Annotated in this window: 10 protein-coding genes; 2 read left to right on the forward strand and 8 right to left on the reverse strand. The window is 38.1% G+C overall.

Translation table 11 applies throughout. From position 1 onward, the window contains the following. The first annotated feature begins 96 nt into the window (after positions 1-96). Together IQ226_RS03210 and IQ226_RS03215 are read left to right on the forward strand one after the other, a co-directional pair. A complete protein-coding gene (locus tag IQ226_RS03210; protein WP_193892040.1) occupies positions 97-3,195 on the forward strand; it encodes a plasmid replication protein, CyRepA1 family in 3,099 nt (1,032 codons plus the stop codon). Positions 3,196-3,287: 92 nt separating this feature from the next. Further along, entirely contained in the window at positions 3,288-4,607 is a 1,320-nt protein-coding gene (locus tag IQ226_RS03215) for a tetratricopeptide repeat protein (RefSeq protein ID WP_193892043.1), read from the forward strand. A 201-nt stretch (positions 4,608-4,808) separates the two neighbouring features. Here the strand turns inward: IQ226_RS03215 and pyrE are convergent, their stop codons facing one another. The 8 genes from pyrE to IQ226_RS03255 form a co-directional block, all read right to left on the reverse strand. After that, positions 4,809-5,426: an orotate phosphoribosyltransferase gene (pyrE, locus tag IQ226_RS03220; RefSeq protein WP_193892046.1), complete on the reverse strand. Its 618-nt coding sequence runs from the start codon at positions 5,424-5,426 to the stop codon at positions 4,809-4,811. A gap of 151 nt (positions 5,427-5,577) precedes the next feature. After that, positions 5,578-6,591 carry a cytochrome d ubiquinol oxidase subunit II gene (cydB, locus tag IQ226_RS03225; protein ID WP_193892049.1) on the reverse strand — a complete coding sequence of 338 codons (1,014 nt, stop codon included), beginning with the start codon at positions 6,589-6,591 and terminating at the stop codon, positions 5,578-5,580. An 11-nt stretch (positions 6,592-6,602) separates the two neighbouring features. Then, on the reverse strand, positions 6,603-8,045 hold the full coding sequence (locus IQ226_RS03230; protein WP_193892052.1) for a cytochrome ubiquinol oxidase subunit I: 1,443 nt from the start codon (positions 8,043-8,045) through the stop codon (positions 6,603-6,605). Positions 8,046-8,666: 621 nt separating this feature from the next. Continuing rightward, on the reverse strand, positions 8,667-9,947 hold the full coding sequence (locus tag IQ226_RS03235) for a VWA domain-containing protein (RefSeq protein ID WP_193892055.1): 1,281 nt from the start codon (positions 9,945-9,947) through the stop codon (positions 8,667-8,669). Continuing rightward, positions 9,944-11,200, reverse strand: coding sequence for a VWA domain-containing protein (locus tag IQ226_RS03240; RefSeq protein WP_193892058.1), 1,257 nt, complete (start codon positions 11,198-11,200; stop codon positions 9,944-9,946). The genes IQ226_RS03235 and IQ226_RS03240 overlap by 4 nt, the downstream gene beginning before the upstream one ends. Positions 11,201-11,385: 185 nt before the next feature. Next, positions 11,386-11,847: a DUF29 domain-containing protein gene (locus IQ226_RS03245; RefSeq protein WP_193892061.1), complete on the reverse strand. Its 462-nt coding sequence runs from the start codon at positions 11,845-11,847 to the stop codon at positions 11,386-11,388. 60 nt (positions 11,848-11,907) lie between these two features. Next, a complete protein-coding gene (locus IQ226_RS03250) occupies positions 11,908-12,147 on the reverse strand; it encodes a hypothetical protein (RefSeq protein WP_228039217.1) in 240 nt (79 codons plus the stop codon). A 202-nt stretch (positions 12,148-12,349) separates the two neighbouring features. Then, positions 12,350-13,186, reverse strand: coding sequence for a D-alanyl-D-alanine carboxypeptidase family protein (locus IQ226_RS03255; RefSeq protein WP_193892064.1), 837 nt, complete (start codon positions 13,184-13,186; stop codon positions 12,350-12,352). Between the last annotated feature and the right edge of the window lie 69 nt (positions 13,187-13,255).

Below are 13,255 nucleotides of genomic sequence, written 5' to 3' on the forward strand. Positions count from 1 at the left end.
AAAAGCAACACTTAAAAATACAAATTTATTTTATAAAAAATCAGCCGAGCCGTGCTAAAGTTTTGATCTTGTTATCTTCCTTAGCTGCTTCAGCTTATGTATCTGCCTTCTTTACATCCACAACACCTTGAAGAATTAGTCAAGAGCAGTGGTATAAACTTAGACTTAATTCTTTTAAACTTTAAATCGCTTCAGGGCACCAGTGCTTATGAATATTTGCTGATTTCTGACCAACTCCCGCGCACCAATACAGGGATGATTAGAAATGCTTGGTTGCAGCGTTATCATCATGTTACCGCAGGTGGTTGGTGGTGTTCGGGACTGGACCCCCTTAACAATTGGCATAATATGGAATGGGGATGTTTTAAGCCCAACCAACCGCGACAAAATCAAAAAGGTAAATCCATCAAATATGAGCATCCTCCTAGCACACCCACACGCATATTTTGTTTACGCATATCCTTAGCAATTTGGCAAGAAGTTGGACAACGTTACAACTTAAGTTTACCGGAAAATATCACCATTAATCATGATGGTGAAGCCGAAGGTTTTTGGCCATGGGTAATTAAAAATAAAATAGCTATTGTTATTTGTGAAGGTGTGAAAAAAGCCGCAGCCCTTTTAAGTCAGGGATATGTTGCGATTGCGATTCCCGGTATCAATAGCGGTTATCGGGTCATTAAAGATGAATTTGGCAAAGTTACCCGGCGGCAATTAATCCCTGATTTAGCCACATTTACACATACAAAACGCGATTTTTATATTTGTTTTGATTTTGAAACCCAAGCCAAAAAAATTGCCGCTGTCAATAATGCTATTTCCCAACTCGGTTATTTATTTCAACAACAAAACTGCCCTGTTAAAGTTGTCGAACTTCCAGGAAAAGAAAAAGGAGTTGATGAATTTATCCTTGCCAAAGGTGCAACAGCCTTTGATAAAACTTATTGTCAAAGTCTAGATTTAGATATTTATATTGCCCAAACCAAACCTCACACAGAGTTAACAATTCCGGCAACACTGACTATTAACTGTCCTTATTTGGGAAACATTGCCTTTCCTACATCTGGTTTAGTGGGAGTTAAATCAGCAAAAGGTACAGGTAAAACCACAGCCCTAGAAAGCATTGTTCAACAAGCAAGAAACCATAATCAACCAGTTTTATTAATTACCCATAGAATCATCTTAGGACGGTTTTTATGTGATAAAATCGGCATTAAATGGGGTTTTGAACATCAAGAATGGAGTATAGAAGCTGATGAATTACCTGTTACTTATCCTTTAGCAATTACCCCATCTTTAGGATTATGTGTAGATTCAATTTGGAAATTAAGACCCGAAGATTGGCGCGGTGCAATATTAATTTTAGATGAAGTTGAACAATCTTTATGGCATCTACTCAATAGCAATACCTGTAAACAAAAACGAGTTAAAATTCTCCGCGTTTTTCAACAACTAATTTCTACAATTCTCACAACTGGAGGATTAATCATTGCCCAAGATGCCGATTTATCAGATGTATCTTTAGAATATTTACAGACTTTATCAGGAATTAAATTAACCCCTTGGGTAGTTGTCAATGAATGGAAACCGGCAAAAGGTTGGGATACAACTTTTTATGATTCACCCAATCCTACACCCCTAATTAATCAACTGGAATTAGACCTAATTGCTGGACGAAGATGCTATGTAACTACCGATAGTCGTTCTGGACGTTACAGTTGTGAAACTATTGAACGTTATTTAAGGGAACGTTTACAAAAACTCAGAAGAGAATTTCCTGAAACCTTGGTAGTTAGTAGTCATACTACTAACACACCTGGTCATGCAGCCGTTGATTTGATAGCAGCAATAAATCAAAAAATCACTGATTATGATACTGTTTTTGTTACTCCCAGTTTAGGAACAGGAATTAGTATTGATGTCCAACATTTTGACCGAGTTTATGGTATTTTTCAAGGGGTAATTCCTGACTCAGAAGCCCGTCAAGCTTTAGCAAGAGTTAGAGATAATGTTCCCCGTGTGATTTGGTGTGCTAAACGCGGTATTGGCTTAATTGGTAGTGGTAGTACAAATTATCGGTTACTATCTCATTGGTATCAAGAAAATCAAAAAGAAAATTTGGCTTTATTAAGTCCTTTACACAAAATAGATGTAGATTTACCTTTAGTTTATGATCCCATTCATTTACGCACTTGGGCAAAATTATCTGCTAGGGTAAATGCCTCTATTCGTCTTTATCGGCAATCTATGCAAGATGGATTGATAGCTGATGGTCATTATATTCAAATGCGAAGTAATGAAGTACAAAACAACATTCTCCGTGATTTACGTTTAGCCTTTTTTGCCACTGAACCTAGTGATTTAGAAAATCGTAAACGGTTAATTGTCGAAATTGTGAAAGCGCAAAAAGATTGGGCGCAAAGTCGTCAAAAAGCTAAAGAAATTAAACGCAAAATCAAGGACATTAAGCAGCAGAATCAATTAGCAGCAGCCAATTCTGTAGCTACAGCCAAAGATATTAACTATCTAGAATATGAACAACTATTGACTAAACATTCTCTCAGTAATGCCGAACGTCATCAGGTTAATAAATATATTCTCAGGCAAAGGTATGGAATTGTCGTTACTCCCCAACTGAAATTACAAGACGAAAAAGGATATTATGGGCAATTGTTAATTCATTATTATTTAACTCATGAAAGTGAATATTTTCATGTCAAAGATCAACAAGAATGGAGTCAGCAGTTATTGTGGGGTGAAGGTAAGGTTTTTCTCCCAGATTTAAGAACTTATACCCTCAAAGTGGAAGCTATGCGGGCTTTGGGAATAATGCAATTTTTGGAAATAGCAAGGGTATTTACTGAAAATGATCCTGACTTAATTTGGTTGAAAAATGTGGCTGTACAAAGTAGTAGACACATTAAACGGGCTTTGGGAATTGATTTAGTTAGAGGTAAAGAATCTGTTTCGGGAATTAAGTTATTAAACAGATTTTTAAGTTTGTTGGGTTTGAAGTTGCAACAAGTTAATGATGGTTATACAATTGATTTAGAAAGTCTCAATGATGGTAGAGACAAAATATTTGCAGTTTGGCAACACCGTGATGATTTGATGTTAACTTCTTTACGTAATATGGAAGGAGAAATGGTGGATTTGTCTGGAAAGTCTCGGTATGAAACTGTATTGATAAGTTGACCAGATCCCCGACTTCTTTGAGAAGTCGGGGATCTACAGGGATATACCTGTATTTATGGTAGAATCTATTTTGTGCGTCTACAAGTTACAAAATGAATAAAAATATTAATTTTGATGTTATTAATGCTTTGCACCAACAGGGTTTAGATCATTATCATGATGGTAATTATCAACAGGCGATCGCTAATTTTGATGCAGTTTTAGAATTATACCCTGATTTCTCGATAGCTTATATTAATCGAGGTAATATCTTTCATATTTTAGGGAATTATGAAAAAGCGATCGCTGATTATAATCAATGTATAAAAATAAATCCTAATTTTGCGGAAGCCTATCATAATCTTGGTAATAGCTATTATGCTTTACAAGAATATGAAAATGCGCTTTCTAATTATAATTTTTCTCTAGAAATTAATCCTAAATTTGGTGCAGCTTACTACAATCGCGGTTTAGTTTATGCTCGTATTCAAGATTATCACCAAGCGATCGCTAACTTTAATCAAGCATTAAAAATAGTTCCTGATGATATTCAAGCATACTCTGAACGAGGTTTAGTCTATAGTAATTTGGGAGATTATGAAAGTGCTATTCAAGATTATAATCAAGCATTACAAATCAATCCCACATTAGCTTTAGTATATGGTTTTCGAGCTAATGCACATCATCAATTAGGAAATTATGAAAATGCTATTCAAGATTATAACCAAGCATTACAAATCAATCCCCATTTAGCTACAGCGTATTATGGACGGGGAATGGTACGAGAGGCTATGCAAGACTTTGTTAATGCAGTTACAGATTATACTCAAGCTATAGAAGTGTCTCCAGAATTTGCCCCGGCCTATTGTAAGCGAGGTGATGCTTATAGGTTGTTGGGTAATATACAAACGGCTATTCAAGACTACAATCAAGCCTTGCTAATAGATACAGATTTTTTAGCTGCTTATTATCATCGAGGCAATAGTCGTTATGCAGTTAAGGATTTTGCTGGTGCAGTTAGTGATTTCACAGAGGCTTTACGCTTGAATCCCCAGTCTGCTGTATTTTATAGCGATCGGGCTAATGCTCGTTATGCCCTGAAAGAATATCAAAAAGCTATATCAGATTATACTCAAGCCATCAGCATTAACCCCAGTTTAGCTGAAGATTGGTTTAATCGAGGTCGGAGTCGCTTTCTGATTGGAGAATTAAATACCGCATTAGCGGATTTAAACCAAACGATACAATTACAGCCCCGTTATCCTTTAGCTTATTTAGTCAGAGCAGATATCCATAAACATTCGGGTAATCAGTTAGATGCGATCGCCGATTTTCGTAAATCTGCTGATCTCTATTATCAGTCAGGAAACACGCGGTACTATCAGGAGATTACCAATCTGATTTCTACAATGTCTCAGACAGGTGACAGGTGACAGGTGACAGGGAATAGGGAATAGGGAATAGGGAATAGGGAATAGGGAATAGGTGACAGGTGACAGGGAATAGGGAATAGGGAATAGGGGACAGGTGACAGGTGACAGGTGACAGGGAATAGGGAATAGGGGACAGGGGACAGGGAATAGGGAATAGGGGAGAAACTTCTTTCTTCCTCCTGACTCCTGACTCCTGACTCATCAGTTAATTTCTCGATAGTGTTTTTGAAGATCCTCAATTGTGAATAAAGCCTCAAATTGCAACCCAGCCGACTCATATAGCTCCCCACCGCCCTGCAATCTATCTATGAGGGAAATTACCCTATCTACCGTATAACCAGCAGCCTGTAGCCGTTCTACAGCCTTGAGGGCAGATTGTCCAGTTGTTACCACATCTTCCAAAACCACGACCTTTGCCCCCTGGGGTAAACTGGGACCCTCAATGTAAGCCATTGTTCCGTGTCCCTTAGCTTCTTTGCGAATAATTAAAGCTGGTATCAGTCTATTTTCGTATACGGATACTACACTAACTGCGGATACAATAGGATCAGCACCCAAGGTTAAACCTGCCACAGCTTGAGTATCTTTAGGTAACATTGGTAATAATAATCTAGCCATAGCCAAAGCACCTTGGGGGTCAAGTGTGACTTGTTTACCATTAATATAGTAAGAACTCTGTTGTCCAGAGGAAAGAACAAAATCACCTTCCTGATACGCAAGCCGGCAAAATAAATCTAGTAACTTTTGACGGAGAGTGCTTAAATCAGTGGTAGTTGCCCAAATGTTTGGGTTGCTAGAAACTTCGGCGGAATAAGACATTACAAACAATTAAAAGTTGTGTTAAACCAAAATTGAAACTCAACAGAGTTATCTTTATTAAGCATAAATTAAGATTTACCCAAAAAGTAGCGAGAATTAAATTAATTTAATTCTGTCCGCAGCAACGAGTGTGGTTTTCTCTCTGAAAGTGTCAATCCCCCTCTTCACTAATGACTACCTTACCCCGAAAGACAAAGTAATTGTAGATGTTGTAAAACAACATAATTGGAATCAAGAACCCAATGAACGTAATCATAAAGACCATTGAAGTGGCAGAAGAGGCAGCTTGATAAATAGTAATAGTTGGGGGAATAATGAAAGGAAAGGCAATAAATCCCAAACCAATAAACGTTAGTAGAAATATTAATGCCGTGTAAACAAATGAGGCAATTTCCTCTTTTCTATCTAAACTTTTCAGTAGCAACCAAATCAACAGCATACCCAATAAAGGAATCAGGGCAAAAATATAAACCTCTGGTTGATGAAATAGCCTAGCTCTAGCATTTTCATAGACAATGGGTGTACTAATTGTAATTAAAATCGCGCCAATGAAAGTTGTCCAAGCTGCTAATTTTGCCGTGCGAAAGTGAGTTTCCTGTAATGTCCCTTCAGTCTTTAAAATCAAGTAAGTTGAACCAATCAATACATAACCTTGCACAAGTGTCAATGCCGTTAATAACGATTGCCAACTTAACCAATCCCATATTCCACCAATAAAATGCCCAGCCGCATCAACTTTGATTCCTGCTAATACACCACCCAAGGCAAATCCTTGAAATAAAGAAGCAATGAAACTACCGATTCCAAAAGCAAAATTCCAAAAACTTTTATTCTCAGAATGTTCCCGAAATTCAAAAGCAACAGCCCGCAAAATTAACCCTACAACCATCACCATTAAAGGCAAATAAAGGGCATTGAGAATTGTCCCATAAGCTAAAGGAAAAGCCCCAAATAATGCCCCAGCCATCAACACTAACCAGGTTTCGTTAGCATCCCAGACATTACCCAAACTAGTCATTAATAGACTACGACGCTGTTCATCAGAAGAAGTTAAAGAGAGGATACCAACACCTAAATCAAAGCCATCTAAAAGCACATAAAGAAACAGAAATAAACCCAGAATTACAAACCAAACTTGTGGTAAAAAGTGCAATAAAGCTTCCATAAAACTTCTTTTTATTGTGGTGTTTCCAAAGGACGACTATCGGGAATATGACTCACCGATTCCGTAGCAATTACTGTTTTGATTTCACTTCCGGGTATGGGTAAATTCAAATCTGGTCCTTTGCGAATAATACGGCTACCAAAATACATGGCTGAGACGAACAGCACACTATAAAGAAGAGTAATAACTGTGAGTGAAAATAACACCTCACCTGGTTCTAAATGAGAAGCTGCATCAGTAGTACGAATTTGCCCGTATACAGTCCAAGGTTGTCTTCCCACACAGCGAACAATCCAGCCTGATTCAATTGCTAAATAGCCTAAAGGTGCAGACAAAATCCAAGCTCGTAACAACCATTTTTGCTGAGTTATATTTTGATTACTCAGTTGACCTCTTAGCCATTGAATAATACTCCACAGCATTAATCCGACTAAGAAAAAGCCAATTCCTAGCATTAAGCGGAAAGAATAATAAATGAGGGGAATCATTGGTGGACGGTTTTCTGGTTTCCATTCTTTGAGTCCCAAAACAGGCTCAGAAAGTTTAGGTTTGAGTTCTAAAATGTAACTTAAACCATTGGGAATAGAAATTTCCCAATCATTTTTTTCCGCTTTGCCATTAGGAGATGCTAATATACTCCAATTTGCAGATTCTCCAGCGGGAATTGTTTCCCATTGTGCTTCCATTGCTGCTAGTTTGGTGGGTTGATAGTGATAAACTTGATCGCCACTAGCATGACCAATTAATACTTGTGCAGGGGCAACAAAAATGGCAATGGCTAAAACTATTTTTAAGGATTTGCTAAAAAATTCCTGCTGGCGATTATTAAGAATGTACCAAGCACTAATGCCGCCAATGACAAATAAAGAAGTCTCCAAAGTTGCCAAAAACATATGGAGAAAACTATTCACCATGAAAGGATTTAAAATGGCTTGGAAATAGTCATTAACAATAAACTTGCCATTCACCATTTCTCCACCACTAGGAGTCTGAAACCACGAATTAGCCACTAAAATCCAGAACGTGGAAAGATTCGCACCAAAGGCGACCAAAATAGTCGCTAAATAGTGAATTACTGGAGGTACTCGCTCCCAACCAAACATCATAATTCCTAAAAAAGAAGCCTCTAACATAAATGCCATTGAGCCTTCAAATCCCAGAATACTACCTAAAAAATCTCCCACTGCTTCGGATAATGGAGCCCAGTTAGTCCCAAACTGAAAACCCATTGGTAAACCTGATGCAACTCCAATACCAAAGTTGAGTAAATACAGTTTTGACCAAAAACGAGCATGATGATAATAAGTAGGATTTTTGGTTTTTAACCATAGTCCTTCGACGACAATTAAGTAGATAGACATACCTGTAGTAAGGACAGGCCATATCATGTGAAAAATCGCTGTAAATGCAAATTGCATCCGCGATAATGCCACGGTGTTAGATAAAATTTCCATACTCTTGAAACGAGTTACGCAAAAACGCTAAATATGTATTTAGGATATACAGTAATTTTGTGTTTATCCGGTATTACTTCCAAAAGTTTTAACCTTTGAAATATTTGACAAATCGTCATTTGATTTCTTTTACCTTTTTTTGTAATCTGTCATCTATCCCCAGGAATTAACTGCCAAAATATAGCAATTTCCATGCCAGTGAGGTACAAGAAGTCAGAATTAAACGCAGATAAACGATGAAGCTGCAAAATTTGGGGTAAACGTTGAGCCTGATAAAATAGCCCAGCATTTGGGGATACCACGTGAGTTCGGAGTTCGGAGTTTCTCCTTCGGAGACGCTACGCGAACGGAGTTATGATTTTTTCAACGAGATTATAAGGGTTTTTAGCCTATTTTCTTATAAAAAAGGCTTGGGTGTTAGCCAAGCCTTAATATATACCAGGTGTTTACCATATATAGATACTTTAAACCTTAAATTACTCCTATTCATCTTCCTATCAGGTGTGTACAAATTCAATAAAATCTGATATGACGGATGTTTATCTGGTTTTTGAGCCAGCGATCGCTGGCTCGAAAATTGCCGAAAATTTGATCAGGTAGGCCAAAAGACCTACCCTACAGCTATTCTTTCAAAATAGTCTTGGATGCCATTCTTGTCTTCTTGCGATCGCTTTCGGTGAGTTCTTCCCCGGCTTGTAAGCGAGTTGCCGAAACTTGTAACACAGTTGCTGCACAGGTATCACCGATTTGTAAGGCAGTATTAGCAGCAGTTTGTAACATTGTGGCAGCACCAAGGCGATCGCCTAGTTCTAATTTTGCCTCAGCTAATTGAGTTTGCCGATATTTAGCCAAAAGCAGAATCGAGTTTAGCACCTGGGAATTGAGAGCAGGTTCATAACTCTTGGTAAAATTGGCATATATTGGCACTAAGGGAGAAAGTAAACCCTCTTTATTCAAGGATGGGTCATCATAGCGAATTTGGATATGACCAATGACTTGTTTCCCTTCTGGTAATTGTCCCAGATAAATATTCGCTAAAACAACCCGTTCGCCATCCTTCATCAAATCCCCTAACCGCACGATTAAAGTCCCATTAGCATCGGTTTCGACGGGTAATTCAATGGTATCTGGCGCAACTTGGGCAACGGGTTTGAGTTCCGCCAGACGCACAGCAGGGACTAAAGATAGGAGTAAATGGGCATTTGTTAATCCCACCGATTGTACCCGCCGAAACAGCCGCGCAAATTGAGTTACAGCTTGTTCTGGGTTCTCAATATAAGCTAGAGTCCCACCCCCAGCATCAGCAATCTTTTCCAATAAATCTGGATTCCAGTCATCACCAAAACCCAGAGTGTTAATTGTTAGGCTGAGTTTGGCGGCTTTTTTGGCAAGTTGCAAACAACGTTTATTGTCATTTGGTCCAATTTGCCACTTCCAAATCTGTAACCCGTTATCCCCATGACCATCTGTGAGTAAGAAGGCTTGGGAAACCGCCCCTTTTGTGCCTTTGAGTAGTTCTGTAATCCCCAAGGATAAACCTTCGGCGATGACAGTCCCGCCAGCAGCCTTTAGCTTGGCTCTTAACTGGGTTTTGATGCTTTCAATATCTTGGATGATTTGGTTGGGGATAATGACTCCAGACGTGCCAGCAAAACCGACGATGGAAATCCTGTCACCAGCTTTTAATTGATCCAATAATTGCTCAACTGCTTGAATGACGATATTCATGGGTTCACCAGACATAGAACCACTTTGATCGAGAATCAAACAGAGATTCAAGGGTAAACTTTGTTCAAATTCAGCCGGAATGGCGGAAATAGAAATTGAGAGTTGACGTTGATTGCTTTGTTGGGCAGCATCAACGTTGGTATCATTTAGAGCCGATGTGAGTTGAACTTTCATTGAGGGGAAGCATCTTGCAAAACAGTTTTTGAGACAATTCTGGTTTTTTTGCGATCGCTTTCTGATAACTCTTCCCCAGCTTGTAAGCGGGTGGCGGAAACTTGCAATACCGTTGCCGCACTAGCATCTCCCATTTGCAGCGCAGTTTTGGCTGCAGTTTGTAACATCGTTGCTGCACCAGCCCGATCACCCTGCTGTAATTTCGTTTCGGCTAACTGGGTTTGACGATATTTGGCTAAAGCTAAAACCGACCGTTGTACCTGGGGATTTGGTGCTGGTTGGTATTCCCTGGTGACATGAGCATAAATTGGTAGATTGGGGGAGTATAGCCCGACTTGGTTATGGGCGGGGTCATCGTAGCGGACTTGAATATTAGCGATCGCCTGTTTACCTTCTGGCAACTGTCCCACATAAATATTAACTAAAACTACCCGTTCCCCGTCTTTCATTAAATCGCCCAATCTCACCACCAAGCGCCCATCGCTTTCCGGTTGTACTGGTAACTCAATGGTATCTGGGGAAACTTGGGCAATGGGTTTGAGTTCTGCTAACCGCACATTGGGCATTAAGGATAATAATAGTTGAGCGTTAGTCAATCCCACTGTTTGCATTCGACTAAATAAGCGACCAAATTCCGATACAGCCTGATCTGGGTGTTGAATATAAGACAACGTACCCATGCCAGCATCAGCGATTTTTTCTAAAACTTTATCATTCCAATTGTCACCAAATCCCAATGTATTTAGAGTTAAATTATAGCTGGCGGCTAATTGGGCAAATTTCCAACAGCGATCGTTATCACCATGTTCATTTTCCCCGTCCGTGAGTAAAAATGCTTGGGAAACGGTATCATGTTTACCCTTGGCTAATTCTTCAATTCCTAAGCGTAAACCCTCATCAATGGCAGTTCCCCCATCAGCTTTGAGTTGCATTATCTGTTTTTTAATATGTTGGCGATCGCTAATTAACTGATTGGGGACTAAAACCTTGGCCCGGTGGTCAAAAACAACTACACTGAGGCGATCTTCAGGAGTGAGACGATCTACCAATAAACAAGCGGCATTTTTCACGGTTTCTAGGGATTTTCCCATCATTGAACCGCTATGATCGAGAATCAAGCATAAGTTCAATGGCACAGTCCGATCTATTGTTTCACCACCAGCAGAAACGGAAACTACTAATTGACGTTGAGTGCTAGTTTGATTTGCATCTATACCAGCATCATTAAGCGCTAGTTGTAAATTAATCTTCATAATTTCAATTTCCTATCTAGTTTAGACAGATACAATTTTATAGATAACTTCAAACCGCATCCTCTATACTACGGAAAATAAGTTAATTTAGGAGTCACAGGCTGAGAATCACTGGAATAAAAGCCTTAACTTTTCCTAAAACAGAGACTGAAATATGAACAAATAAACATGAAAATTGATATAATTTAATTATTCAAAAAGTAATTTTTTAGGGTTTCTGCTAAAGTAAAAGGAGATTCTTTAGGAAAGAAGTTTAATTTAATTCCTGTTTCTTCAGATGCTTTTAAACGAGCTTTTTCATAACAATCTGCAAATATTTCTATAAATAGAGGTTGCAAACTAGGACTATCTTCTAATAATAATTCAATACAAATACGTTGCTCTGTAATCGTACTGCGCCAGCTTTCACTACGTTTTTCAGGTTGATATTGCCATTTTAGTAAGTGCATTAATAGCACAATTAAACGGCTCTTTAACTCCCGTTTTTCACTTTTTCCCATGCTTTCAATTTCTTCTATCAGATTTGCTAAATCAATTTCTGCAAATTTCCCTGCTTTTAATTGTTTACATATTGTTTCTATCCACAGATAAAAATCTTGGTCGTAAAGATTATAATTGGTAATGACTGTTGGTTGATGTGTTGTCATAATGATTTCTAACCTCCTGCAATAATCTTATCAGTAAATCATTCTATTGTTTCTCTTTCTTCATAATTCACCTTGAGGATATCTAATAATTGGGTCATCTGCTAAACAGCCATAAGTTCTATTCATAAAATTATGCCATTCTAAATCTTTGAGTTCTTGATTTTGGGCAATTTCGATTGTTTGATTAACAGCTTCAAATGTTACTGTTACTTCTAATTCTGGTTCTTTCATCTCCAGAGGGATATCTAAATGAAGCATCCCATCTTTACCTACGTAAGAACGAATTTTGATACTTTGCATATTTTTATTATCTGCTATTTTATTTAATATATCAAATCATCAGTCTTTTTCCAAATCTTTATGTGAATTCTTCATGGAGCGTTTATGTAAAACTGTATGAAATAACTACTACTAAAAATAGCATTCCCAGTCTCCGACTGGGAACGAGGGATAAATAGAGAGTAGAAACCCCACACCCCTGGGCGGGGAAACTTTTGACAAATTAAATTGGTGTTACCCAATATTTAATTCCTTGGACAATTTTTGGTTGTAATCCAAATTTGGGTAAATCATCTTCACTCCAGCCTAAATAAGTCCAATGGGGAAGATCACTAACTACAGTTTGAAACCAGCCATTTTCATTTAAAGCCTGTCTTTGGGCTGATGTTGATACTTGTAAATCAATTGCTAATCCCCACAGATGTTGTGATGTGCCAGGGGGGGCAACTAAGCCAAGAATTTTTGTTTCTTTTCCGGCTTTTACTTGTGTTAATGTTTCGCTATTTGCGTATTTGTTCCAAAATCTTAAATTGGTGGCAAAATTGCGAAGACAATCTCCAGCGTAACCTGATTTTAAAGCAATGGTTGCTAAATTTTTGGCTTGATTTAAAGCGGTGGCGGCTGTTTTTTGTAAATAACATTCTTGTGTGTCATTTACTAAAGCTATATTGATTGTGTCTTGAAAAGATTGGGTTGCTGATTCGTTATCTAAAATCACTTTTCTTGGTAAGTTAATTCCTGGCTTTTGATTAATAAATACTGTCCCATAAGCACGCAGTAAAGTATATTCAAAAGTGTCAACTTCGGGAATTGTGGGGATTTTGTTGGCGATTACTGCTAAGAAACGCTGTTGATCATCTAATTGCTGATTGGGAATAAATTGTGTATTTACAGATGTTGTTGGGCTATGACAAGGTATGTCGGAGTTAGTTATACAGTCTGCCGTGATTTGAGGGGTTTGTGTTGGCTGACTTTGGGAAATTTTGTGAATAGAGACTAAGCTAACACTAACAAAAATAATTATAGTCACAAATGCTGCTATTTTCAGAACTAGTTTCATGAAAATATTACTTATTTTGAAAATTCCGGTTTCATCATATCGCAAAATCTCGTCATTTTTTTGTATTAT

This window comes from Dolichospermum sp. LEGE 00240, assembly GCF_015207875.1.
Classification (GTDB): domain Bacteria; phylum Cyanobacteriota; class Cyanobacteriia; order Cyanobacteriales; family Nostocaceae; genus Dolichospermum; species Dolichospermum gracile.

Excerpts from the sequence above, each read along its gene's own strand:
- IQ226_RS03210 (WP_193892040.1), top strand. The coding sequence starts at position 97 with ATGTATCTGCCTTCTTTACATCCACAACACCTTGAAGAATTAGTCAAG.
- IQ226_RS03215 (WP_193892043.1), top strand. The coding sequence starts at position 3,288 with ATGAATAAAAATATTAATTTTGATGTTATTAATGCTTTGCACCAACAG.
- pyrE (WP_193892046.1), bottom strand. The coding sequence starts at position 5,426 with ATGTCTTATTCCGCCGAAGTTTCTAGCAACCCAAACATTTGGGCAACT.
- cydB (WP_193892049.1), bottom strand. The coding sequence starts at position 6,591 with ATGGAAGCTTTATTGCACTTTTTACCACAAGTTTGGTTTGTAATTCTG.
- IQ226_RS03230 (WP_193892052.1), bottom strand. The coding sequence starts at position 8,045 with ATGGAAATTTTATCTAACACCGTGGCATTATCGCGGATGCAATTTGCA.
- IQ226_RS03235 (WP_193892055.1), bottom strand. The coding sequence starts at position 9,947 with ATGAAAGTTCAACTCACATCGGCTCTAAATGATACCAACGTTGATGCT.
- IQ226_RS03240 (WP_193892058.1), bottom strand. The coding sequence starts at position 11,200 with ATGAAGATTAATTTACAACTAGCGCTTAATGATGCTGGTATAGATGCA.
- IQ226_RS03245 (WP_193892061.1), bottom strand. The coding sequence starts at position 11,847 with ATGACAACACATCAACCAACAGTCATTACCAATTATAATCTTTACGAC.
- IQ226_RS03250 (WP_228039217.1), bottom strand. The coding sequence starts at position 12,147 with ATGCAAAGTATCAAAATTCGTTCTTACGTAGGTAAAGATGGGATGCTT.
- IQ226_RS03255 (WP_193892064.1), bottom strand. The coding sequence starts at position 13,186 with ATGAAACTAGTTCTGAAAATAGCAGCATTTGTGACTATAATTATTTTT.